Annotated in this window: 24 protein-coding genes; 18 read left to right on the top strand and 6 right to left on the bottom strand. The window is 41.1% G+C overall.

Going from position 1 to position 25,208, the window contains the following annotated elements; genetic code table 11:
• Positions 1-51 precede the first annotated feature (51 nt).
• The 9 genes from hfq (at position 52) to AN944_RS12490 (ending at position 7,887) form a co-directional block, all read left to right on the top strand.
• The gene (hfq, locus tag AN944_RS12530; protein WP_055024962.1) at positions 52-321 is read left to right on the top strand and encodes an RNA chaperone Hfq; all 270 of its coding nucleotides are present in this window, start codon (positions 52-54) and stop codon (positions 319-321) included.
• Between the two features lie 19 nt (positions 322-340).
• On the top strand, positions 341-1,660 hold the full coding sequence (gene hflX, locus AN944_RS12525; protein ID WP_055024961.1) for a ribosome rescue GTPase HflX: 1,320 nt from the start codon (positions 341-343) through the stop codon (positions 1,658-1,660).
• A 33-nt stretch (positions 1,661-1,693) separates the two neighbouring features.
• Positions 1,694-2,851, top strand: a complete 1,158-nt coding sequence (hflK, locus tag AN944_RS12520; protein ID WP_055024960.1) for an FtsH protease activity modulator HflK — start codon at positions 1,694-1,696, stop codon at positions 2,849-2,851.
• A gap of 3 nt (positions 2,852-2,854) precedes the next feature.
• Positions 2,855-3,745, top strand: a complete 891-nt coding sequence (gene hflC, locus AN944_RS12515; RefSeq protein WP_055024959.1) for a protease modulator HflC — start codon at positions 2,855-2,857, stop codon at positions 3,743-3,745.
• Between the two features lie 396 nt (positions 3,746-4,141).
• Complete coding sequence (gene petA / locus AN944_RS12510) at positions 4,142-4,732, top strand: ubiquinol-cytochrome c reductase iron-sulfur subunit (protein WP_055024958.1); 591 nt, start codon at positions 4,142-4,144, stop codon at positions 4,730-4,732.
• Entirely contained in the window at positions 4,732-5,946 is a 1,215-nt protein-coding gene (locus AN944_RS12505; protein WP_055024957.1) for a cytochrome bc complex cytochrome b subunit, read from the top strand. The genes petA and AN944_RS12505 overlap by 1 nt, the downstream gene beginning before the upstream one ends.
• Positions 5,946-6,689, top strand: a complete 744-nt coding sequence (locus tag AN944_RS12500; RefSeq protein ID WP_055024956.1) for a cytochrome c1 — start codon at positions 5,946-5,948, stop codon at positions 6,687-6,689. Before AN944_RS12505 ends, AN944_RS12500 begins: the two co-directional genes overlap by 1 nt.
• Positions 6,690-6,784: 95 nt before the next feature.
• A complete protein-coding gene (sspA, locus tag AN944_RS12495; RefSeq protein ID WP_055024955.1) occupies positions 6,785-7,414 on the top strand; it encodes a stringent starvation protein SspA in 630 nt (209 codons plus the stop codon).
• Complete coding sequence (locus AN944_RS12490; protein WP_055024954.1) at positions 7,414-7,887, top strand: ClpXP protease specificity-enhancing factor; 474 nt, start codon at positions 7,414-7,416, stop codon at positions 7,885-7,887. Before sspA ends, AN944_RS12490 begins: the two co-directional genes overlap by 1 nt.
• A 136-nt stretch (positions 7,888-8,023) precedes the next feature.
• Here AN944_RS12490 and AN944_RS12485 read toward each other — a convergent pair whose 3' ends face one another.
• Positions 8,024-9,286: a hypothetical protein gene (locus AN944_RS12485; RefSeq protein WP_055024953.1), complete on the bottom strand. Its 1,263-nt coding sequence runs from the start codon at positions 9,284-9,286 to the stop codon at positions 8,024-8,026.
• A 181-nt stretch (positions 9,287-9,467) separates the two neighbouring features.
• Here AN944_RS12485 and AN944_RS12480 point away from each other — a divergent pair, with 181 nt between their 5' ends.
• From AN944_RS12480 to AN944_RS12450, 7 genes are all read left to right on the top strand, one after another.
• Positions 9,468-10,040, top strand: a complete 573-nt coding sequence (locus AN944_RS12480) for an aminodeoxychorismate/anthranilate synthase component II (RefSeq protein ID WP_055024952.1) — start codon at positions 9,468-9,470, stop codon at positions 10,038-10,040.
• 142 nt (positions 10,041-10,182) lie between these two features.
• Positions 10,183-12,666 (top strand): prolyl oligopeptidase family serine peptidase, encoded by a 2,484-nt coding sequence (locus tag AN944_RS12475; RefSeq protein ID WP_055024951.1) that lies wholly within the window; start codon positions 10,183-10,185, stop codon positions 12,664-12,666.
• A 144-nt stretch (positions 12,667-12,810) separates the two neighbouring features.
• The gene (locus AN944_RS12470; protein ID WP_055024950.1) at positions 12,811-13,953 is read left to right on the top strand and encodes an HDOD domain-containing protein; all 1,143 of its coding nucleotides are present in this window, start codon (positions 12,811-12,813) and stop codon (positions 13,951-13,953) included.
• Between the two features lie 337 nt (positions 13,954-14,290).
• The gene (locus tag AN944_RS12465; RefSeq protein ID WP_055024949.1) at positions 14,291-15,508 is read left to right on the top strand and encodes an aspartate aminotransferase family protein; all 1,218 of its coding nucleotides are present in this window, start codon (positions 14,291-14,293) and stop codon (positions 15,506-15,508) included.
• A 109-nt stretch (positions 15,509-15,617) separates the two neighbouring features.
• Positions 15,618-16,637, top strand: coding sequence for an arginine N-succinyltransferase (gene astA, locus AN944_RS12460; protein WP_055024948.1), 1,020 nt, complete (start codon positions 15,618-15,620; stop codon positions 16,635-16,637).
• An 11-nt stretch (positions 16,638-16,648) separates the two neighbouring features.
• Complete coding sequence (gene astD, locus AN944_RS12455) at positions 16,649-18,109, top strand: succinylglutamate-semialdehyde dehydrogenase (RefSeq protein ID WP_055024947.1); 1,461 nt, start codon at positions 16,649-16,651, stop codon at positions 18,107-18,109.
• A 66-nt stretch (positions 18,110-18,175) separates the two neighbouring features.
• Positions 18,176-18,976, top strand: a complete 801-nt coding sequence (locus tag AN944_RS12450) for a DUF1338 domain-containing protein (protein ID WP_055024946.1) — start codon at positions 18,176-18,178, stop codon at positions 18,974-18,976.
• 118 nt (positions 18,977-19,094) lie between these two features.
• Here the strand turns inward: AN944_RS12450 and AN944_RS12445 are convergent, their stop codons facing one another.
• The 4 genes from AN944_RS12445 to crp all read right to left on the bottom strand — a co-directional run bounded on the left by AN944_RS12445 (position 19,095) and on the right by crp (position 22,168).
• Positions 19,095-20,447 carry an ATP-binding protein gene (locus AN944_RS12445; RefSeq protein ID WP_055024945.1) on the bottom strand — a complete coding sequence of 451 codons (1,353 nt, stop codon included), beginning with the start codon at positions 20,445-20,447 and terminating at the stop codon, positions 19,095-19,097.
• The gene (locus tag AN944_RS12440) at positions 20,444-21,118 is read right to left on the bottom strand and encodes a response regulator transcription factor (RefSeq protein ID WP_055024944.1); all 675 of its coding nucleotides are present in this window, start codon (positions 21,116-21,118) and stop codon (positions 20,444-20,446) included. Before AN944_RS12440 ends, AN944_RS12445 begins: the two co-directional genes overlap by 4 nt.
• Positions 21,099-21,446 carry a PepSY domain-containing protein gene (locus tag AN944_RS12435; protein ID WP_055024943.1) on the bottom strand — a complete coding sequence of 116 codons (348 nt, stop codon included), beginning with the start codon at positions 21,444-21,446 and terminating at the stop codon, positions 21,099-21,101. Before AN944_RS12435 ends, AN944_RS12440 begins: the two co-directional genes overlap by 20 nt.
• Positions 21,447-21,532: 86 nt before the next feature.
• Positions 21,533-22,168, bottom strand: coding sequence for a cAMP-activated global transcriptional regulator CRP (crp, locus tag AN944_RS12430; protein WP_055024942.1), 636 nt, complete (start codon positions 22,166-22,168; stop codon positions 21,533-21,535).
• Between the two features lie 378 nt (positions 22,169-22,546).
• On the opposite strand from crp, the gene AN944_RS12425 reads away from it, so the two are divergent.
• Both AN944_RS12425 and AN944_RS12420 read left to right on the top strand, forming a co-directional pair.
• Positions 22,547-23,338 (top strand): tetratricopeptide repeat protein, encoded by a 792-nt coding sequence (locus AN944_RS12425; protein ID WP_055024941.1) that lies wholly within the window; start codon positions 22,547-22,549, stop codon positions 23,336-23,338.
• Between the two features lie 257 nt (positions 23,339-23,595).
• A complete protein-coding gene (locus AN944_RS12420; RefSeq protein ID WP_055024940.1) occupies positions 23,596-24,015 on the top strand; it encodes a hypothetical protein in 420 nt (139 codons plus the stop codon).
• A gap of 228 nt (positions 24,016-24,243) precedes the next feature.
• Here the strand turns inward: AN944_RS12420 and AN944_RS12415 are convergent, their stop codons facing one another.
• A complete protein-coding gene (locus AN944_RS12415) occupies positions 24,244-25,119 on the bottom strand; it encodes a phosphoribulokinase (protein ID WP_055024939.1) in 876 nt (291 codons plus the stop codon).
• Positions 25,120-25,208 lie beyond the last annotated feature (89 nt).

Here is a 25,208-nt window from a genome sequence, read left to right as displayed (position 1 = left end):
ATAAAACATTATTCAAAAAATTTGTTTTGAAAATAAAAAAAGGAAATTGAAATGGCTAAGGGGCAATCTTTACAAGACCCATTTTTGAACGCTTTGCGTCGTGAACGTGTACCAGTCTCAATCTACTTAGTGAATGGTATTAAGTTGCAAGGACAAGTTGAGTCATTCGACCAATTCGTTATTTTGCTAAAAAATACAGTGAGCCAAATGGTTTACAAGCACGCTATTTCAACTGTTGTACCAGCTCGTCCATTCAATGTGGCGACTCAAGGTACTCAAGCTGGTTATACTCAGCACGATGAAGCGCCTGCATCAGAATAATATTTAAGGAGTTTGCTACTTGTTTGATCGCTATGAAGCGGGTGAAACCGCGGTGCTTGTTCACATTGACTTTTCTGATGACGACCGCAGAGAAGACATAACCGAGTTACAATTATTAGTCGAATCAGCAGGTGCACGCTCTGTTGGTGTTATTACCGGAAGTCGACGTTCACCGGATCGAAAGTTTTTTGTTGGTACAGGTAAAGTTGAAGAGCTAGCTGCCATGGTAGCTGCTACTGAAGCGAATGTAGTGATTTTTAATCATGCTTTAAGCCCTGCACAAGAAAGAAATTTAGAACAAATATGTGAATGTCGCGTATTAGACCGGACAGCACTGATTTTAGATATTTTTGCTCAACGAGCGAGAACACACGAAGGTAAGTTGCAAGTGGAGCTAGCGCAATTGCGCCACATGTCGACACGCCTTATTCGTGGTTGGACTCACTTAGAGAGACAAAAAGGTGGTATCGGTATGAGGGGGCCGGGTGAAACCCAGCTCGAAACTGATAGACGTTTACTTCGTGGACGCATCAAGAGTATCAACCGTCGCCTTGAAAAAGTAGACAAACAGCGTGAACAAAGCCGTCGTTCTCGTAAACGCAGTGATTTATCCACTGTGTCATTGGTAGGGTATACCAATGCTGGGAAATCGACTTTGTTTAATGCGCTGACAACTTCTGAAGTTTATGCAGCAGATCAATTGTTCGCAACACTTGATCCGACTCTGCGTAAACTCGACCTGCCTGACGGTGCCGTTATCTTAGCGGATACTGTTGGGTTTATTCGTCATTTACCTCATGACTTAGTCGCAGCTTTTAAAGCCACACTGCAAGAAACTCGACAAGCTGACTTGTTATTGCATGTTGTTGATTGTGCTGATGAGAATATGACGGAAAATTTTGATCAAGTTCAAAATGTACTTGAAGAAATTGAAGCAGATACTATTCCACAGTTGGTGGTTTGTAATAAAATCGACTTACTGGAAGACTTCGTGCCTCGCATCGACTATGACGATGAGGGGATGCCTGAACGAGTTTGGGTATCTGCCCAAAAACAAATTGGATTTGAATTGCTGCTGCAGGCTGTCAACGAGCATATCGGTGAAGTCATTGTAGAGCATACATTGAAAATACCAGCTACGGCTGGGCATTATCTTGGTCAGTTTTATCGACTGGACGCGATACAGCAGAAAGAGTACGACGATCTGGGGAACTGTATTTTGTCTGTTCGTTTATCGGATGCCAATTGGCGTCGATTAACAAAACAGAGTCAAGGCGAATTAGAAACGTTTATATTTGAGACTTCACAAGAAGACTCTGAAGTAAGCGTTACTTGCTAATAACATTTATTTCATCCACTTATGGAGTGCTAAATGGCTTGGAATGAGCCCGGTAACAAGGGAAAAGATAAAGACCCTTGGGGAAACAAAAACGGTAACGACAAAGGCCCACCAGATCTAGACGAAGTATTTCGTAATCTTTCTAAACGCTTTGGCGGTGGGAAAGGTGGTTCAGGTGGATCGTCAAGTCCTTCATTTAACTCAACCAGCATTATTGTTGTTTTAGTTATTGGTTTATTAGTGTGGGGCGCTTCAGGTTTTTACACCATTAAAGAAGCTGAACGTGGGGTCACCTTACGTTTCGGTCAGCATTCTGGCGAAGTTGGGCCAGGTTTACATTGGAAAGCCACGTTTATTGACGAAGTTTTCCCTGTAAATATTAAAGCTGTTCGTTCGATCCCTGCTTCTGGCAGCATGTTAACGTCTGATGAAAACTTAGTAAAAGTTGAACTAGACGTACAGTATCGTGTTGACGATGCATACTTGTATCTATTCAGTGCTGTAGACGCTAATGCAAGTTTAAGTGAAGCTACGGATAGTGCATTGCGTTATGTCATTGGTCATAACACTATGGATGACATCTTGACAACGGGTCGTGATGCAATTCGTCGTGATACTTGGGCTGAACTTGAGCGTATTCTTGAGCCGTACCAACTTGGTTTATCGATTCAAGATGTCAACTTCTTACCTGCACGTCCGCCTGAAGAAGTGAAAGACGCATTTGATGATGCTATTTCTGCGCAAGAGGATGAGCAACGTTTCATTCGTGAAGCAGAAGCTTATGCACGTGAAATTGAGCCTAAAGCTCGTGGTCAAGTTGAGCGTATGGCACAGCAAGCAAGTGCTTACAAACAACGTGAAGTGCTAGAAGCTGAAGGTAAAGTTGCTCGATTTGAACAGTTGCTACCTGAATATCAAATGGCTCCAGAAGTGACTCGTAAGCGTCTATACCTAGATGCAATGCAAGAAGTCATGGCTGACACCAACAAGGTACTTATTGATACCAAGAACAATGGTAACTTGATGTATTTACCGTTAGATAAAATGATGGATAACCAAACTAAACGTACTGCGGTTGAGCCTGTTGTTGAAACACACGTTAACACACCGTCAAATAACTCGTTTAATTCATCGATGCCGCTTGATGGCCGTCCAACTCGCGAAGCTCGTTCTCGCCAAGGGAGGGACTAACTCATGGGTAGATTAGGACTTATAATACTCGTTATTATTCTTGGTATTGGTTTTTCATCTGTGATGATTGTGAACGAAGGCGAACGTGCCATTGTTTCTCGATTTGGTGAAATTCTAAAAGATAATGTTGACGGTAATTCGGTAACTCGTGTACTTAAGCCAGGACTTCACTTTAAAATCCCTGCGATTGATAAAGTTAAGTATCTTGATGCGCGTATCCAAACCTTAGATGGCGCTGCAGACCGTTTTGTGACTTCTGAAAAGAAAGATCTGATGGTTGATTCATACGTTAAATGGCGTATTAGTGACTTTGAAACTTTCTACCTATCTACTGGTGGCGGTAATAAAGTGACTGCAGAAGATCTACTTCAACGTAAAATCAATAACGATTTACGTACTGAATTTGGTCGTCGTACCATTAAAGAGATTGTTTCTGGTAAGCGTGATGAACTGCAAAATGATGCATTAGAGAATGCATCAGAAAGCTCTCGTGATCTAGGTATTGAAGTAGTTGATGTGCGAGTTAAGCAAATTAACTTACCAGCAAACGTCAGTAGCAGTATCTTCCAGCGTATGCGTGCCGAGCGACAAGCTGTTGCTAAAGAGCATCGTGCACAAGGTAAAGAGCAATCTGAAATTATTCGCGCCACAATTGATGCTGATGTAACTGTTAAAGTTGCAGAAGCTGAACGTAAAGCGTTAACCATTCGAGGTGAAGGTGATGCACTTTCTGCTAAAATTTATGCAGATGCATTCAATAAAGATCCTGAATTTTATGGTTTTTTACGTAGCCTTGAAGCTTACAAAGAAAGTTTCGCAGGCAACAGTGACGTAATGGTATTAGAACCTGATAGCGATTTCTTCAAATATATGAAATCGATTGACGGTAAATAAATACTGAAATCTGATAAAAAACCCGGTTTGTGCCGGGTTTTTTTATGTCTAGCGTTTTTCATTGAAAAAAATTGATTTTCTCTGCTTTAGTTAGCTTGATCAGTTATAACTAATTTAGATTGAAAGTATTTCATTAAAAATTATTCATTAACAATAACTTATAAAAATCACTCCTGCATTTAATGTCAAAAATGCGTTAAAAAGGCTGTGTGTTTTTTGTACGCCATAAAAAAAACATACAATTCCCGTAACTTAGTTGTGTGTTTTACTATGATCTGGTTCTAATTTTTCGCTATAATGAGCCCCGCCTCAAAGTATAGATTTAGCGATTAGTGATTCTAATGTAGCTAAGTTATTAAAATATAAGAATTCCAACACCCTCTGGGAGATAAGTGGATGAGCAATGCGCCAGTCGATACCGGACGCCGCAGATTCCTGACAGCCGCAACCGCCGTAGTAGGCGGAGCTGGTGCCGTCGCTGTAGCGGTGCCTTTTATCAAGTCATGGAATCCGAGCGCTAAAGCGAAAGCTGCAGGTGCACCGGTTGAAGTAAATATTAGTAAAGTAGAGCCAGGCCAGTTAATTCGTGTTGAATGGCGTGGTAAACCTGTTTGGGTTGTGCGTCGTACTGATGCCATTTTAAGTGAATTGCCTAAATTAGATGGGCAATTACGTGATCCTGCTTCTGAAGAATTACAACAGCCTGAATATGCAGCTAACCCTGCACGTTCAATTAAGCCTGAGTTCTTCATTGCTGTAGGTATCTGTACTCACTTAGGTTGTTCGCCAACTTACTTGCCTGATTCTTTTGGTGAGCAAGTCGAAGGTGTTACGGCTGGTTTCTTCTGTCCATGTCATGGTTCTAAGTTTGATATGGCTGGCCGAGTATTCCAGGGTGTTCCAGCACCATTAAACCTTGTCGTTCCTCCGCATCAATATGTTGATGATGGCACGGTACTTATCGGTGTAGATACGGGAGCTGCGTAATGGTTAAGAATATTGTTGATTGGATTGATGCTCGCATCCCAATGACGGCGACGTATAACCGTCACGTTGGTCAATATCCAACACCAAAGAACTTCAACTTTTGGTATTTCTTTGGTTCATTAGCATTGCTTGTTTTAGTTAACCAGTTGCTTACTGGTATTTGGTTAACAATGAATTATGTACCAACTGCAGAAGGTGCGTTTGCTTCTGTTGAATACATCATGCGTGATGTTGAGTACGGCTGGTTATTACGTTACATGCACTCCACAGGAGCTTCTGCTTTCTTTGTGGTGGTTTATCTTCATATGTTCCGTGGCTTAATCTACGGTTCTTACCAAAAGCCAAGAGAGCTACTTTGGTTATTTGGTATGTTGATTTTCCTCGTGTTAATGGCTGAAGCCTTTATGGGTTACTTGCTACCTTGGGGACAAATGTCTTACTGGGGCGCGCAGGTAATTATCTCATTGTTTGGTGCTATTCCATTTATTGGTGATGACCTGACATTGTGGATCCGTGGTGATTATGTCGTTTCAGGTGCAACACTAAACCGTTTCTTTGCATTGCATGTTATTGCACTGCCTTTAGTGTTAGTTGTATTAGTTTTCCTTCACTTAATTGCTTTACATGAAGTGGGTTCAAACAACCCAGATGGTGTTGAAGTTAAGAAGAATAAAGATGAAAACGGATGGCCAGTTGATGCTATTCCTTTCCACCCTTATTACACAGTGAAAGACATCATGGGTGTGGCCGGTTTCTTAATCGTGTTCTGCTATGTGTTGTTCTTTATGCCTGAAGGTGGCGGTTACTTCCTTGAAAAGCCAAACTTTGAAGCGGCTAACCCAATGAAGACCCCTGAACATATTGCTCCGGTTTGGTACTTCACACCGTTTTACGCAATTTTACGTGCGATTCCAGACAAGCTATTAGGCGTTGTCGGTATGGGTCTTGCGATTGCGGTACTGTTTGTACTTCCTTGGTTAGATCGCTGTAAAGTTAAATCTATCCGTTACCGTGGCTTAATACACAAGATTAATATCGCACAGTTTACCGTGTCTTTCTTAATCCTGGGTTACTTAGGTGCTGTACCAGCAACACCAACGTTAACAATTGCAGCTCGTATCTTTACACTTACTTATTTTGGTTTCTTCGTGGCACTGTGGGTTTACAGTAAAAATGAGAAAACAAAACCGGTTCCTACGAGGGTGACACACTAATGAAAAAGTTATTAATTGCATTAGTTGCATTGTTACCAACGCTAGCAATAGCGGCAGGTGGCAACAATGAATTTGTTAAGAGTCCAGAGCAGGCAATCAACCTTCATGACAATGAGTCGCTAGAACGTGGTCTTAATTTGTTCCAGCAATATTGTAGTGGCTGTCACAGTACTCAATATCAACGTTATGGACGAGTCGCTGAAGATCTAGGTATTTCTGTAGATGATATGCGTGAAAAGTATATGTTTACGGATGCTAAAATTGGTGAGTTGATGGAAAATGCAATTCCACCTGAAGATGCTGCAAAGTGGTTCGGTGCTGCCGCTCCTGACTTAACACTGGTTGCTCGTGTACGTGGACAGGATTGGGTTTACTCATACCTAAAAGGTTTTTATAAAGATGAAAGCCGTCCATTTGGCGTAAACAATACCGTATTCCCACTTGTGGGTATGCCGCATGTATTGGAAGATTTACAAGGTATTTCAACACCTATCTACAAAACAGTAGAAGAAAATGGTGTTGAAGTACAAAAGCTAGTTGGTCTTGAACCTGCAACTGGCGGTAAATTAAATGCCGAAGAGTATGATCAAGCTGTGCGTGATATTACTGGTTTCCTTGCATATTCTGCAGATCCAGTGAAGCTTGAACGTGAAGCTTTAGGTTGGTGGGTACTCGGATTCTTGTTTATTTTCTTCATCATTGCTTACTTGTTGAAGAAAGAATACTGGAAAGATGTGCACTAGACACGAATAACGGGTAAAATACATTATTCGCATACTTTAAACGAGGGGCTTAGCCCCTCGTTTGTTTTGTTTTTTCCGTTTTCTGGAGGGTAACAATGGCTGTAGCTGCCAACAAACGCTCTATCATGACACTGTTTTCGGGTGCCGATGATTTATATAGCCACCAAGTACGTATCGTCTTGGCTGAAAAAGGTGTAACTGTTGATGTTTTGCAGGTAGAACCGAGTGAGAAGCCTCAAGAGTTACTTGATGTTAATCCATACAACTCAGTACCAACTCTAGTTGATCGTGAATTAGTTTTGTATGAATCTCGCATTATTATGGAATATTTAGATGAGCGTTTCCCTCATCCACCATTAATGCCTGTTTACCCTGTTGCACGTGGTCAAAGTCGCTTAATGATGCACCGTATTGATACAGACTGGTATGTACTAGTTGATCGTATCCGTAAAGGTGATAAAGCTGATGCTGCGCGTAAAGAGTTAACTGATAGCTTAGTCGCATTAGCACCAGTATTTGCTGAAATGCCATACTTCATGAGTGAAGAGTTTGGTTTAGCTGACTGTTACTTAGGCCCGCTATTGTGGCGTTTACCTGAGTTAGGTATCAATTTAGATGTTCGCACATCTAAGGATATCCATGCTTATATGACGCGTATATTTGAGCGTGAGTCATTTAAAGCATCGTTAACTGAGGTTGAGCGCGAAATGCGCATGGGTATGTAATGAAAGCGATTACGCCTAACCGTCCATATTTGTTGCGGGCTTATTATGAGTGGTTGATGGACAACCACTTTACCCCACATGTTGTTGTGGATGCATTTGTACCGGGGACTCAGGTACCACAAGAGTTTGTTAAGGACGGTCAAATTGTTCTTAATATCGCAGGTGGTGCAGTAGGAAACCTACAAATGACCAATGAATTCGTGGAATTTAATGCACGTTTTGGTGGTGTACCTCAGCAAGTTGTTTTACCTATGGCGTCTATCGTTGCTATTTATGCTCGAGAAAATGGCGCAGGCACTGTATTTGATATGGAAGATGCTTACATGGCAGAAGATGAATCTTTAGATTCAACGCCTCCGCCACGTTCTTTCTCTGCAGTTGAAACAACAGAAAAAACTGAAACAACAGAAGAAAAACCTGCTGTTACAGCTGAAAAACCAAAAGGGCGAGCTCACTTAACTGTTGTTAAGTAATAGCATCTAACATATCAGTGTTTGCTATTTATTGCCCATGAGTTCATAAAAAAACCAGTCCCTAGAGACTGGTTTTTTTGTTATTGGACTTAATCATTTTTATTAGACTTAGTCGTTTTGATTATTTGTGCTTAATCTACAAGTAATTATTGGCCAACCTTGTGAGCTTATAGGCCGTTTTCAAGCTGCTATTTTCCAAGTTATTATTATCTGTCTCAAGCTGAAAGCGGCTAACAATGGCTAAGTAAGCCGTTAACTTGTCTGTATCTTGGTCGAGCGCTAACTGGGTAACAGGTTTGACTAAGGGCTGATAAGGATGCCTAGCATGCATTGTTTGCTTAATACCAAGTGGATCCCATTCAGTACAAAGGCTAATCGCTACCTTATCATGTAAACGAATTAATGCTGCTTCATCTAATTGTGGTGTATCTAACGTAGAAACAATTGCGTCTAGCAAGTTTTCTGTGCCCTCTGCTATGCATTCTTCCGCACTCGGTTGGTCGATAAAACAAAACTCTCCAAGACTCATTTGAGCGTCCTGTGCAGATTCAACATCAAGGGATTTTTTACGACCTTGGTGCCAAGCAAAACTCACTAGAGGATAGTCTTGTTTTGCGGGGTTGTAATTAATACAAACCAGTTGCTCATTGATAATATCGGGGTAGGTGTCTTGGGGATAATGACCAATGACAACAGGGACCTTGAGTGCTGAGTGAGGGTGCAGCTCGGTTAGTGTCATGGTTGGGTAATCAAGACAGGTTGCAATGAGCTTATTTAATGGATGCTGAGAGTCAAAGGCGGCAGGCCAAAACTGTTGCGATAAACTGTTTGGCTGAGCATCATTTGATGCTACATCAGTGAGGTAGGCATTCAGGCTTGTAATCACTTTATCATCCCAACAGGCATGGATTGCGCGTATGTGCCCAAAGTCCATGTATATTGGTAATGCCATAAACCAATCTACCCATTCAAATAACAGCGCTTGCGAGTGTTGTAATTCTTGATTGAATAATGGCGCACTAGAGGCTTCAAGGTAGGGATTATCAGTAATTGGGTGATGTTTACTCCAACCTATAACTTCATATTCGTGTTGCCCAAGTAAACAATAAGCATGGCCTTTATCGACCAATAATTTGACCATTTTTAGCAGTGCTAAATGTTCAATCTCAGGCTGAGAGTCTGTTGACGCCGAATCACAATGATCCGAGTTTGCGTTGTGAGTGTGCTTTGCTAATAAATTCCCACAAAATACTAACTTCACAAATTGTATACTGGACTCGGGATCGTCAATATCGAAATCTATCTCAGTGAGTAACTCAGTTAATTTATCCAGACGCCCATAGACATCGCCAATAAAGTATAAGCTGACATTGCCGATTTCTTGTATGTGGGTTTGCATGTAATTTTAGTCCAAACAGGTAACGCATTTATTAAAAAGATTATAACCTAGCTACTCATCGTTACAGCCATTAAATTCTTAGTTGAGGCTAAAAGCTTAAGTGGAGAAAAAAGCTATGCTATTATCCGCCAATTCTTAAACGACTCATGTTTTATATGGCGCTTAATTGCCGGGACTCTCGATGCTGTTGATGATTGATAACTATGACTCATTTACCTTTAATCTGGTGCAATATTTCCAGCAGTTAGGTTATGACATCATCGTGAAAAGAAATGATGAAGTCACGATTAGTGACATTGAGGCAATTAACCCGAGCCATTTAATCATTTCACCAGGCCCGTGTTCTCCCAATGAATCAGGTATTTCGCTCGCTGCAATTGAATATTTCGCAGGAAAGCTGCCGATATTGGGTGTGTGCTTAGGTCATCAAGCTATAGCTCAGGTATTTGGAGCTAAAGTCATCAAAGCGGCCAGAGAAATGCATGGTAAAACAAGTGCTATTACGCATAGTGAAACAGGTTTATTTAATAAACTAAATCAACCCTTAACAGTAACTCGATATCACTCTTTGCTCGTTGAATCGTTACCGGAAAGCTTTGAATTAGATGCTTGGTATGATGATCCGGTTCATGGTCGAGAAATTATGGGTATGAGTCATAAAACGCTGCCGATTTACGGAGTTCAATTTCATCCTGAAGCGATTCTGACTGAGCAAGGTCATGAACTGCTGGATAACTTTCTTACGCTAAGCTAACTTCTGTTACAACTTTACTGAAAAATCCCCACAAATATTGTCATTATTTGTGATATAAAAGGCGAATAATAAAAGTACTTACCAAATGATTTAACGTTTAGGTGAGAATATTTCAGCCATCTTTGATGACAAGGGATTTAATATGACCAGGCTTCTGCGTAATGCGGCGCTGAGTGCATTATCAATTGCAATTATTTCAGGTTGCAGTGCTACAGCAAACAACAGTGACTCTTCTACAGTAACAAATCAATCAGCCAGTGCTTCAGTTCCATTAGCGATGCCACCACAAGCTGACAAGCCACTCACATTAAATCAAATTATGGCCAATCCTGATTGGATGGGTTTATTGGCTAAAAACGCTTATTGGGCAGACGATAGTCAATCAGTATACTTCAATCGTCAGCAGCACCAATCACCTATTGCTGATGTATATCAACAGGGTGTTAATGATGAGCAGGCTCAGTTACTTGGCTTAAATCAATTGCATCTTGCTGATCAAAAGCACGGTGTGCTTAACGCTGATAAATCAAAAAAAGCCTACCTTTATCAAGGCAACATTTTTGTAAAATCACTCGCTAATGGCGAAGTGAAACAATTAACTCGTCAGAACAACGCCATTAACTCAGTTCAGTTTTTAACAGATGGTGCACTTGCATATATGCAAGGCAATAGCGTGTTTAAATTACACCTTAATTCCGGTATGACTGAACAATTAGCTGATATTCAAATGGCTAAAGCACCAAAAGGTGTGGTTGATCCTGATACTTATATAGCAAAGCAGCAACATAGATTAATTGAGTATGTGGCTTTACAGCATTCAAAAAATAAAACCCGTGCGGAGTATGCTGAAGAACTTGCTGCAATAGATCCCACTTTTGCTGCTAAGACTTGGTACTTAGGTGACAACGAAAAAGTTAATCAGATGAGTTTGTCTGCAGATGGTCGCTACCTAGTGGTGTCATTATCAGATAAAAATTATAGCTGGCGTGCTGATCATGACATTATGCCTAACTATCTTGGCAAAGGTGGTTATGTAGATGCCGTACCTGCGCGAGCACGTGTTGCTGAAGATAGTTACCCTGGTGAGCGTTTAGTTATTCTAGACCTTGTTGAGCATGCTAAAAAAGATGTCACAATCGAAGGCTTAACTGGTTTTGATGAAGATGTATTGGCATCGGTAAAATCAGAAAACGCAAAGGCAAAGGGTGAGACGTATAAAAGTAAGCCTGCGCCTCGAACTGTTCAGTTAATGCAAGATTGGGGTTGGGATCAAACTGCAATTCAATGGCACGATACTGACAATAAACTGCTCGTCATGATGGAAGCGGTTGATAACAAAGATCGTTGGATCGCCAGTGTTGATTTAAGCAATGGCAAGTTAACCACAGAGCATCGTTTACATGATGATGCATGGATAAACTATACCTTCAACCAGTTTGGTTGGGTAACAGGTACAAATAGTTTCTATTACTTATCTGAAGAAACGGGATACTCTCAGCTTTATGTTAAGTCTGAGGGCAAAACTACACGCTTAACGCAAGGTGATTATGTGGTTGATCAAGTCACATTGTCTCCTGATGCGACGCACTTATATTACCGTGCAAATAAAGAACATCCAGGAACATATAATGTGTACCGAGTTGAGTTAGCTTCAGGAAATACTGAGCAGTTAACACAGCATACAGGTACATTAGACTATGAGTTGAGCCCTAATGGTCAATCACTATTATTAACTGCGTCAACAGCGATTAAGCCCAACGAATTGTTTATCCAACCAATCGGTGGTGAAGCAAAGCAGTTGACTAATTACACCAGCAACGCATTTAGTCATTATGCATGGCAAGCGCCAAAAGTGGTTAAAGTACCATCGAGTCACGGTGCTAAAGACATTTATGCGCGAGTATATGTGCCGCAAGGTTACGATGCTAATAATGCATCGAAATATCCTGCCGTTATTTTTAACCATGGTGCTGGCTATTTACAAAATGCCCACAATGGATTTTCTGGTTACTTCCGTGAGTTCATGTTCCATAACTTGCTGACTCAGCAAGGCTATGTCGTGATGGATATGGATTATCGTGGCTCAAAAGGCTACGGTAGAGATTGGCGTACAGCAGTTTATCGTAATATGGGACACCCAGAAGTCGAAGACTTAAAAGATGGTGTGAACTGGATGGCTAAAAATGCCAATGTTGACGCTGCTAAAGTTGGCACATATGGCGGATCGTACGGTGGCTTCTTGACCTTTATGGCGTTGTTTAATGAACCTGAGTTATTCCAAGCGGGCGCCGCTTTACGCCCTGTAACTGATTGGGCTCATTATAATGCTCCTTATACTTCTAATATTTTAAATACACCTGATGTGGATCCGATTGCTTACGAACGAAGTTCACCGATAGAGCACGCTCAAGGATTAGAGAAACCATTATTAATTATGAGTGGTGTGTTGGATGATAATGTCTTCTTCCAAGACAGTGTACGTCTAGTACAGCGTTTAATTGAGCTGGAAAAGCCGATGTTTGAAACGGCTATTTACCCTGTAGAACCACATGGGTTTAGACAGCCATCAAGTTGGTTGGACGAATATCGTCGTATATACAAATTGTTCGAGCAAGAGCTTAAATAATTGTTCAACTTAATTGATTAGCAAGGCTCCCTAATGGGAGCCTTTTTTATTAGTAAGACAGCTTTAATCGCTCAATTGTTACAAAATGAGGCCGATATCATTTATCATCACTCATAATTCGAAAAATCAGAAGGTTTAAGCACAGTGGCAGTGTCGGTAGCGGGCGGAGTAAGGCCCGGTAAAGTAATTGAAGTGGAACGTCGATTATATAAACAACTGATCGTTGGGAAAGAAAAACTAACCCAGCAGTTTGATGATCGTGATAAACAATTAGAAGATGATGCTAATAAGTTGGAAGTTGAGCGCCAAGCCATTAAAGCCCGCATGGAAGAACAAGCTAAAGCTCAGCAGATACTGGCACGGATTTCCCAACAATTGTCTAAAACTGTCAATAATTCGCTTGAGCATCAGATTAACTCACCACAACAAATGCTTGAACAATCAGGCATTGAAGAGTCTCAAGTGTTGTTATTGGACTTATTGCTGAATAAAGACCCTGATTTACGCCGCATACGTCCACTCGTGGAGAATATATCTTGGCTATATACTGACTTAGTTAACTTAATTAATAGTCCAGCCTCAAGCCACAGACGACCACAACGCTCTGAAGTTAAAGTCACTGATATAAAATTGGTATTGAACTACATTGGCATTGAAAACCTACAAGCTGTGATCCCATACTTTTGCCTGCGCAATTGGTTACCAAGTGGCAATGCTAATCTTATTTGGATTACGCGGAAATTATGGCGCTACAGCATGATGAGTGCGATTGCTGCTAAGGCTTTAGCTGTGCTACATGGAAAAAATGTAGCATTGGTTTACAGTGCTTCTTTGATGAAGCAGCTCGGTAGTGCGACGATTCTTAACTCCGCCGCGAGACAATTTGAGACGACATGGGGAACTTGGCTTAGGGAAACCAGTGCTAAAGGCGATAAGACGCTTTATGATGCTGTAATGGCCTCTGAATTCCCGTCAATGGATGTATTTGAGAAAGTGATGTCATATGGTGAGCAGCTTAATTGGCAAATACTGGATTTATTAGAGTTTGAAAATAGTAAATTAACAAAACTACTTAAAGAGCTCGATTTTAATTACCACTTTAGTGAGTTCTCGGCAGAGAGCGCAATTGTTGCAAAGGCCAGCTGTTATGCCAAAGTGCTTTTATTGGAGGAGTCTCGCCTAATTGATCCTCAAGAAAAGCGTATTATGTTCGATTATTATGAGTTTACCGAGCAAGAACTCATCAGACTGAAAGCGCAAAACTACCGCAAACTGGATCTTGTTTAATCGGCCTTATTTCGTATAAAGACTTGCTATTCGCCTGTGTATTTATTCATTTATGGTGAATAGCTAAGTAATTTTCATTCAAATAACTTTTTTTATGACTATTTATGCTCAAATTAAGCAGTATAAACACTTTGTATGCGCCTTTTTGTCATTCTTTATGCATTAATCATTTCGGTAATGAATAGTTAACAGCTAAAAACTGGTATTTTGATCACATTTTAGCTAATAATGTCCTTCAAGTAATACAAGCAACCGCTACAACACTAAACCAAAACCAATATAGATAGCGGACTAGAGTGATGTTTAGTCACTTATAAACCTAAAGGAACGAAAAGCAATGAGCGTTGAAATGAACTTAACACGTGCCCAATTTGATCAAGTTATGGTGCCTAATTATGCGCCTGCAGCTGTAATCCCAGTTCGCGGTGAAGGTAGCCGAGTTTGGGACCAAGAAGGTAATGAGTTTATTGATTTTGCTGGTGGTATTGCAGTGAACTGTTTAGGTCATTGTCACCCAGCATTGGTTGGCGCCCTCAAAGAACAAGGTGAAAAACTGTGGCACCTATCTAACGTAATGACAAATGAGCCTGCACTTGAACTAGCGACTAAGCTTGTCAATGCAACATTCGCAGAACGTGTTTATTTTGCTAACTCTGGTGCAGAAGCAAACGAAGCAGCCCTAAAATTGGCTCGTCGTTACGCACTTGAAAATCACGGTCCACAAAAAGATCAAATCATTGCATTTGATAAAGCTTTCCATGGCCGTACTTTCTTCACTGTTACCGTAGGTGGGCAAGCAGCTTACTCTGATGGCTTTGGCCCTAAGCCACAAAGCGTTACGCACGTACCATTTAATGACATCGCCGCATTAGAAGCGGTTATCTCAGATAACACATGTGCCATTATGCTTGAGCCATTACAAGGCGAGGGCGGGATCATCAATGGTGACCCAGAATTCTTAAAAGCAGTTCGTGCTCTAGCTGATAAGCATGATGCTTTAGTTATTTTCGATGAAGTACAAACTGGTGTAGGTCGTACAGGTGAGTTATTTGCTTACATGGGGACTGATATCGTACCTGACATTTTAACCAGTGCTAAAGCATTAGGTGGTGGTTTCCCAATTGCAGCAATGCTAACCACTGCAAAAATTGCAGCACATCTTAAAATTGGTACTCATGGTTCAACATACGGCGGTAACCCTTTAGCGTGTGCTATCGGTAATGCTGTCATGGACGTGGTTAACACACCTGAAGTATTAAATGGCGTTAAGCACCGTGAGCAATTGTTCCGTGACGGTTTAGCAGCAATTAACGCTAAATATAACGTATTCTCTGAAGTTCGTGGCCAAGGTATGTTACTTGGTGCCGTGTTAAACGAAGAGTATGCTGGTCGCAGTCGTGATTTCCTTGTTGCGTCTGTTGCTGAAGGTCTAATGAGCCTGATTGCAGGTGCTAACGTAGTGCGTTTTGCGCCGTCTCTTGTTATCCCTGAAGCTGATATTGCTGAAGGCTTAGCGCGTTTTGAACGTGCAGTAGCTAAAGTAGTAGCAGGTTAATCTATCTATTGGCGCAGCGTTAAGCTGCGCTTTTTAGTTTGGATTGCCAATGAAATGAAGTGAGTGTTGCTCATGTCATTTTTTATTTGGTTATTTCAAGGAGAGTTTGATGCTAATCATTCGACCAATTCGCGCCAGTGATTACGATGCTCTATACAAAGTAGCTGTTGAATCAGGCCACGGGTTTACCTCCCTACCTGTGAACGAAGAGCTATTAAGATCGAAAATCGCTCGTGCAGAAGCCTCTTTTGCCAAGCAAGTTGAAAAGCCTTTTGATGAAGGTTATTTGATGGTGCTTGAAGATCTTAAAACCAATGAAGTTGTCGGTACCTGTGGTATTGAAGCTGCCGTTGGAATGGAAGATGCGTTTTATCATTACCGCTTAGGTACTGAAGTGTACCATTCAAAGCAAATATCAGTGCGTAATGAAGTTGAAACACTCACCTTATGCCATGACTACACAGGCGCAGCAGAGTTATGTACGTTATTTCTCAATAAAGCTTACCGTCGTGGTTATAACGGTCGTATGCTATCTCGTTCGCGCTTTTTATTCCTTGCTCAGCATGAGCAACGTTTTGGTAGCACAGTGATTGCTGAGATGCGTGGTGTAAGTGATGAGAAAGGCGACTCACCTTTTTATGAGTGGTTGCAAGACCATTTCTTAGGTATCGACTTTGTTGAAGCTGATTATTTATCAGGTTTGGGCAAAAAAGCCTTTATGGCTGAAATGATGCCAAGAAGCCCAATTCATGTGTGCTTATTACCTAAAAAAGCGCAAAAAGTGATTGGTGAAGTTCATCGTAATACTAAGCCCGCACTCAAACTACTGCAGGCTGAAGGGTTTAAATTTAGAAATTACGTCGATATTTTTGATGGCGGCCCGACAGTTGAATGTGCTTTATCAGATATCCGCTCTGTTCAACAAAGCCGTGAGCTGACCGTCAAAATTGGCAAAATGCCACATGCAGATCATCAATACATCGTCGCTAATACATTATTAGCGGATTATCGTGCGACTTCTGCACGAGTCTTAGTCTCTGATAAACATGACAATGTCACGCTTAGCCCTGAATTGGCAGAAGCATTAAAAGTGGCAGCAGGCGATAATATTCGCGTACTAGAACTTTAGGACACAAACAAATGACACAATTTATTAAAGGCCAATGGTCTTATGGTGAAGGCCATGATGTGACTTCTGTAAACCCTGCAAATGGCGAGGTGATTTGGAGCGGTAAAACAGCTACAGCGGCCCAAGTTAATACAGCAATCGATGCGGCAAGAGCCGCACAGTTTGATTGGTTCATGTTAGGTTACGATGCTCGCTTAGCTATTGTTGAAGCGTATCGAAGTGAACTTGAAGCGCACAAAGCTGAATTGGCTGAAGTGATTGCTCAAGAGACAGGTAAGCCGCAGTGGGAAACAGCAACTGAAGTCGGTGCAATGATTGGTAAAATTGGTTTGTCTGCTGCAGCCCATGATAAGCGTACAGGTACAGAAACCAATGATATTCCGGCAGGGCGTGCTGTTCTTCGTCATAAGCCACATGGAGTTGTTGCTGTATTTGGTCCTTATAACTTCCCAGGCCATTTACCTAATGGTCATATCGTTCCTGCATTGCTTGCAGGTAATACCGTGGTATTTAAGCCTTCAGAGTTAACGCCAAAAGTGGCTGAAGAAATGCTTAAATTATGGGAAAAAGCAGGTTTACCACAAGGTGTGATTAATCTTGTTCAAGGTGAGCTTGAAACAGGTAAAGCATTAGCATCGCACCCTCAAATTGATGGTTTATTCTTTACAGGTAGTTCTCGTACTGGCCATTTATTGCATCAGCAATATGCAGGTCATCCAGGTAAAATTCTTGCTCTTGAAATGGGGGGGAATAACCCACTCATTATCAAGGATGTGAATGACACTAAAGCGGCCGTGCACGATATTATTCAATCTGCTTATATCTCATCAGGTCAGCGTTGTACCTGTGCTCGTCGTTTATATGTGCAAGAAGGTGCTGCGGGTGATGCATTGATTGAGCAGCTAATTAGCGCCATTAAGCAAATTAAAGTGGGTAGCTGGAATGCTCAACCACAACCATTTATGGGCTCAATGATTTCAGAAGGCGCAGCAAAAGGAATGGTTGCAGCCCAAGCGGAACTACAAGCCTTAGGTGGTCAGTCTTTAATTGAATTAACTCATGTTGAATCAGGTACTGGTCTTGTTACACCTGGTCTGATTGATGTTACTACCATTGCAGAACTGCCTGATGAAGAATATTTTGGCCCGCTGTTACAGCTTGTAAGATACCAAGATTTTGACCAAGCGATTGATATGGCAAATAACACACGTTATGGCCTGTCTGCAGGTATTTTGGCTGACAGCCGTGAAGATTATGACTACTTTTTAGCACGTATTCGTGCCGGTATTGTTAACTGGAACAAGCAAATTACAGGTGCATCAGGATCGGCTCCATTCGGTGGTGTAGGTGCTTCTGGTAACCATAGAGCAAGCGCATTTTATGCTGCTGACTATTGTGCTTATCCTGTTGCTTCTGTTGAAGCTGACAGTGTGAGTTTACCTGCTAATTTAAGCCCAGGACTATCAATCTAGTATTGGGTAACGCTGACTTAAGGCAATGACTTTCGGTCATTGCCTTTTTTAAAGAAGGATTTTTTTATGCACACTGACGTAAATGCATTATTTGCAGCTCTTTGGCAAGATTACATTAACATGACCCCATCAGCAGACAGCATTCACCAATTGTTAAGCAAGGGTGAGCCGATCATTAATGATCATATTGCGCTGCGCACGTTTAACATTGCTAAAGTTAATTTGTCTGTGCTGGCTGCACATTTTGAGTCAATTGGTTATGTTGCTTGTGGTGACTATAATTTTGAGCAGAAAAAATTAGTTGCTAAGCACTTTGAACATCCAGATCCTAATCAGCCAAAAGTGTTTATCTCTGAACTGTTAGTTGGAGAGTTTAGCGAAGCTGCACAAACCATTATTCATGGCTTAATTGATCAAGTTGATGTTGCAGATACTAAAGCGGATAACTTCTTATATTCAGGCCGTCATTGGCAAGTTGATTTGGCCAGCTATAACACCTTACTAGCAGAAAGTGAGTATGCTGCTTGGGTGGCTGCGATTGGCTACCGTGCAAACCATTTCACTGTGTCGATTAACGCATTACCTGAGTTTGAAAAAATTGAAGCCGTTAATGAAGCGCTTAAAGGTGCTGGCTTTACATTAAATACATCGGGTGGCGAAGTGAAAGGCTCGCCAGAAGTATTACTTGAGCAATCTTCAACAATGGCTGACCGCATGGTGGTTGACTTTGCTGATGGTGAACTTGAAATTCCAACCTGTTTTTATGAGTTTGCACGCCGTTACCCAATGGCTGATGGCAACTTATATACAGGCTTTGTGGCGGCATCTGCAGATAAGATATTTGAAAGCACTAACGCTGCTGGGTAAGTCATCGACATACCAACACGTGTAATATAAAAGCCCTGGTAGTGCACTATCAGGGCTTTTTTGTAATTTAACTTTGTATTGAAAGGGCTAGAAAAGCGATTCGGCTAATGCAATAAGGTTAACTTAGCGTTTTGACTTTGGGGTTATCAAACACAATCGTGACACAAAGGCCGCCAAAGCGCTCTGAGCGACTAAATGATAAAGAGTAACCATACTGCTCTATAATCTCTTTTACGATAGACAGGCCCAGCCCATGACCCATTACGCCCTCATCTAACCGTTTCCCTCTGTTAGTTAGCTGGGTTAATTGGCTATCATTGACACCCGGACCATCATCTTCGATGTATAGCGTGAGCACTTGATTAATCGATTTTATAGTTAAACTAATATTTGATTCTGCCCATTTATAGGCGTTATCGAGTAAGTTACCAAATAATTCCATTCCATCTTCTCGATGGATAGGCAGTCGAGCTATATCTGCTTCAACCTGAATGTCGCAGGTGATACTCTTTTGATGATGAACCTTATCTAACGTTGAAGTTAACGCTTCAAAGTCTCGCGGAATGACCATCTGAGCTGCTGGCAACATATCACCAGTAATTCTGGCTGCAGTGAGCTTTCGCTCAATCATATTGCGGATTTGGTCTAACTGCTGCTGCATCGCTTCGGCTGCTTCAGGGTTAGACAGACCAAGCACTTCTACCTGTTGTTGCATCACGGCTAATGGGGTTTTTAATCCATGACTCAAATTACCGAGGTTATTTCGGCTACGTTCAATTTGATTGGCAGTGTAATCAAGCAGTTCATTGTAAGTTTCAGCGAGCGGCTTAATTTCAACGGGTATTTGATTAAGCTCAAGTGCATTAATTTCACCTTGGCGTAATTTAGCTAAGGAATCTTGGATATATTTAACCGGCTTAAATGATTGGCGTAAGATAATAAAAATACCAAAAATCATCGCTAATAACATAGCGATATTGATGGCCAATTTAGTGCCAAATACTTCACTGAAGACCCGTCTACCAATACTTAAATCTTGTGCCACAGTTAACGTGGCCACTTTATCACCGCTAGTTGAGCCAATGCCTATAGATAATAACTGCATGTCATTATTTTTGGGGCCTTTGGCTTGCCACACTCGGGTTTGATTTTGCGCTAACAGTTCAATATCAAGCTGAACATCCCACAAAGAGCGTGAGCGGATCACTTGGTTGTCAGAGTTGAATTGAAAGTAGCGACCTGAGTATGCGGGTTTGTAAAAGCTGGATAATTCATTCTGATCTATGATGATTTCGCCAGAGTTGATGTGGCTGGCTAGAATGATGTGCTCTAAATCTTCTTCAAGACGATTGATGATGGAGTCGTGAAAAGCTTGTCGCAGCATGGACTCAAACAAAATGAGCCCAATAACTGTTGCAATAATAATGAGTCCGCTAAGCCAGAGACTTAGCTTACTGCGGATTGAAATCATTCTACGATGCCGTGAAAGATATATCCTTGGCCACGACGAGTTTCAATAGCTGTTTTACCGAGTTTTTTACGTAAATGAGTCACGTAAACTTCGACCACATTAGACTCTTTTTCATCATCAAACTGGTAAAGTTTGTCGGTCAGTTGGGCTTTGGACAACAACTTTTTAGGCGACATCAGGAATATTTTTAATAATCTAAATTCCATTGCCGTTAGCTCATAATGATTTTCACCGATGTGAACTCTTTGCTCAGCTTCATCAAGAGTAATGCCGCCATAGCTTAATTGTTTTGACGCGGTATTGAGTCGGCCATGGGCACGATGGATAAGTGCTTGCACACGTGCTAATAACTCTTGCGCATGGAAAGGTTTTGCGAGGTAATCGTCAGCACCTGCATTGAAGCCTTCTACTTTCTCATGCCACTGACTGCGTGCTGTCAGCATTATTACTGGTGTGTCGATGCCTTTTTCTCGCCAAGATTCCACTAGCGTTAGGCCATTACCATCGGGTAAGCCAATGTCTAAAATGACACAGTCGTATTGTGTTTCTTTTATTAGGTAATCAGCTTCAACAGCTTTGTCGGTAACATCGGTGACATAGCCAGCTTGTTTTAGTTGTTTTTCAAGCTCAGCAACTAAAAGGGTATTATCTTCAACGAGTAGCAGTTTCATTTATTTGGCATTCACTTGGTAGTTGGTCCATTGACTCTGGCATCCCATTTGTTGCATCGAGAAATAAATGGATGACATGCCCTTTTTTTAACTTTAATTGCAAATCATAACGCCATTTATCATCCTCTTGATAGAGGCTGGCATCAATTAATTCACCATCACAGTATTGTGCAAGTAAAGTAAGGGAATAATCAAGTGATTGAATGCTACCTGATGTGACCAAGCGCTGAACTTCGTCATGTTGAAGCTCATTTTTAATTGCGTGAGCGGGTAGGGAACTGAGAGTAGTTACAATAACGCTGATAAGTAGCACAGATAGCTGCCTCATCGGAAAGACTCCCATAAAAAAAGTGATAATTAGATTTACTAATTATCACTTTAATTAATCACCCTTAAATCAAGCTGAAGCTTAACTTAACGTGTTCCGTAAACCACTATAGTTTTACCGTGAGCCTGAATAAGGTTTTGTTCTTCAAGCATTTTTAAGATACGGCCAACAGTTTCACGTGAACAACCAACAATCTGACCAATCTCTTGACGAGTGATCTTGATTTGCATGCCGTCTGGGTGAGTCATTGCATCTGGCTGTTTAGCAAGATGTAATAAAGTCTGTGCAATGCGTCCTGCAACGTCTAAGAAGGCTAAGTCACCCACTTTTTGGCTAGTGCTTTGTAAGCGGTAAGCCATTTGAGCGGTCAACTTCATTAGAATTTCAGGGTTAACCTGAATTAACTGCTTGAATTTCTTGTAAGAAATTTCAGCAATTTCACAAGGTTGTTTTGCACGAACCCAAGCAGTACGTTCTGCTTGCTCTTCGAATAAACCTAATTCACCAATGAAGTCACCTTGATTAAGGTAAGAAAGGATCATTTCTTTTCCTTCTTCATCTTTAATCAATACTGCGACTGAACCTTTCACGATGTAGTAAAGCGTATCAGATTCTTCACCTGCGTGAATCAAGGTGCTTTTCGCTGGGTATTTATGGATGTGACAGTGTGAAAGAAACCACTCCAAAGTTGGATCAGGTTTAGGCTTGCCAATCAGAGCCATGTGTATTTCCTCGATTGATAAAATGAAAGTAAGGACTAGCTAATAAAGTAATTGTACTTGACTTATGTTTACAAAACTTTGATGAAGATCGAGTTTAACATTATGAAAAATGCTGCCAGTACACTATTTAACTTATTAAATTTAAAATTTATTTTTGCTACATTAGCTAACGATGTTCATCTAATTTAGTGCGGCTTAAATTATTTATCAAGTCATCTAAGCTGTTTTATTGATAAAGTTATCCTGTTTTTTGTTCCTATGTTTGAGTCATTTACAATATTTTGCACTTAGAATTCACTTTCCATTGTTGTAAAAACCGCAATTGATAGTTATTGTTAATTCGATTATCAAAGTGAAATCGATGTCGTAGAGGTTGAAGTGAAATATTCTCAGAAGCTAGTCAATCTAGGTTTAGCATGTTCGTTATTGTTCAGTGGCGCTGCTGTATTACCTGCCCATGCTTTTTCTATACCTGCTTCGCTTGAATCACAAGCTGCTAGCAAGTTGGTACATATTCAATTACGTGCTGCAGACGGAAATGCAGATGCGCAGTTCTTACTGGGCTTGATGAACTTGGCTGGGCGATTTGTTGATCAAGATACCAGCCAAGGCCTGTATTGGGTTGAGCAAGCTGCATTACAAGATCATATTAAAGCACAACAGACGATTGCAGATTTATCCTTTGAAGGAAACTTATTACCCCGTGACTTGGCTGTTGCTGAAAAGTGGTACCAAGTCCTTGCAGAGCAAGGTGATTCGCGAGCACATTTTCGTCTAGGCTTTATTTACTCTGCTGGTGGCGATGGTGTTGAGCGTAATTGCGGCAGAGCATTAGAGCAATTTACCCAAGTAGGCGATGCTGTAGCACTGGGAAATGTGGCTTGGATTTTAGCAACGTGCCCTGAAGAGCAATACCGAGACGGTTCACGTGCTGTGGAGCTGTCGTTACAATTACTTGAAAATAACTCTGATGATCCCACTAACTTAGATAATCTCGCTGCGGCATATGCTGAGTTAGGCGAATTCGAACTTGCTGTGGATACACAGCAAAAAGCCATTGAAGCATTAGAGAAAAATCCAACGGTGGCCCAAAGTGATGAATTTATTATGCGTTTAGAGCAATATCGTCAAAAACAAGCCTATCGTGAAATTATCCCACTGATGAATTAAATTAAGTAGCACGAGTTCGAAAGCGATTGATTATCAGTGAGGGCATAGGCACAACACTCCAACTCTCTTTCAGAACATGATGAATTAAACGACCTAAGGGTCGTTTTTTTTTGTATCTGGTGCTAATTAGGTGCCACTCCGAATGTGTAATTAGCGATTTTCCTCTGCTTTGAATCATTATTATCTATGATTAAGGCTGCACTTGTTTTAACTAAACTGGTTTTGATTGTCCTGCACGAAATCGTTAAGGAGTTGGAATGCCAAGTAATATGAAGCTTTATCAACTCACCGTTATTTTCAGTGTGCTGTTTTCGCTTATGGGGTTTTCTTACAATGTATGGCGGATGGAAATAACAGAGAATAATAGTAATGTCAGAACGGCTTGTTTTGAGATGCTATTAGAACTTGCTGAAGTTCAACAGTTAGTATATGCAGCACATTATGACAATAACCTAGAACAAGGAAATCCACGTGTAGGCTGGGTTAAGGTTGGACTTATTGCTGATTTAAGTAGCCTAACCAATCAAGCTGTTGCGAAGGAGTCTGTCGAATTAACTCAAGTTTGGTCAACTCAGTGGCATTCAATGCACGATGATGAACAAGCTGCCAGTCAAATTGTAGAGCAGGTAGATAATGTCCGTGAAGAAATTAAACGCTTATTAGCGTCATTAGATTAGGTTTCGTGTAAATTTAGTATAGTCGAGCGTGAAGAGGGTTTGCTGATATGCCCAAGTGCGCTAACAGATAAAGATGGGGGAATTAACACCCATGAGCACATCAACTATCGTTCTTTCGCCTGAAATCCCGATAGCCAGAATGATAAGGGCTATGGCTTAAATCAAGCTTAACAGCAACAACTTATTTACTCATTTCAATATTAGACTTTACCATTGAAACAGAGAGTACTATTCATTCTCGGCTGTCTTCTTGTTCATTAAGTCTTTAATTAACGGGGTTAAAATCAGCTCCATAGCTAATGACATTTTGCCACCTGGCACGACTAAAGTATTCACTCGTGACATAAATGCCCCTTCAATCATGCTTAGGTAATACGGGAAGTCGACATTATTTATATCGCGAAAACGAATAACGACAAAGCTTTCGTCTAAGCTTGGGATATCTTTTGCGCTGAACGGATTAGAAGTGTCTACCGTGGGTACCCGTTGAAAGTTAATATGCGTACGAGAAAACTGCGGCGTCATATGTTTAATGTAATCGTCCATGCTGCGGACAATAGACCCCATGACTTTTTCACGGCTATGACCTCGATCAGAGGTGTCTCGAATGATCTTTTGAATCCACTCGAGATTGACGATAGGCACCATGCCAATCAATAAGTCCACATGTTTGGCAACATCAGCATCCTCTGTGACAACACCACCATGTAGTCCTTCGTAATAAAGCATGTCGGTGTTTTCTGGTAACGGATGCCATTGGGTAAATGTGCCAGGCATTTGATTGAATGGGACAGCTTCATCAAACGTGTGAAGGTAACTACGTGTTTGTCCTTGACCTGTTTCAGCATAACTTTGAAAGCACTCTTCAAGTTTGACGAAATTATTGGCTTCTGGCCCAAAATAACTGATATTACGATTTTCAGCTTGAGACTTGCGTATCAACACTTCCATTTCTGCACGGGTGAAATTATGAAAGCTATCACCTTCAATAAAAGCAGCATTAATGCCCAATTGACGAAAGATGTGGGTAAATGCAGTCGTGGTCGTGGTTGTGCCAGCGCCTGAAGAGCCTGTAACAGCAATAATGGGATGTTTTGTGGACATTTATCCTACCTAGATCAAACGTGAAAATTAGTTAAAGTTCTGAGACAGTTTACGTGTTGTCGATCTGCTCATCGTTAACACTTTCATGA

Origin of the sequence: Shewanella sp. P1-14-1, assembly GCF_001401775.1 — a bacterium.
Classification (GTDB): Bacteria; Pseudomonadota; Gammaproteobacteria; order Enterobacterales; family Shewanellaceae; genus Shewanella; species Shewanella japonica.
Note: the sequence above shows the minus strand (reverse complement) of the source record. Positions and strands in the feature narration are given on the sequence as shown.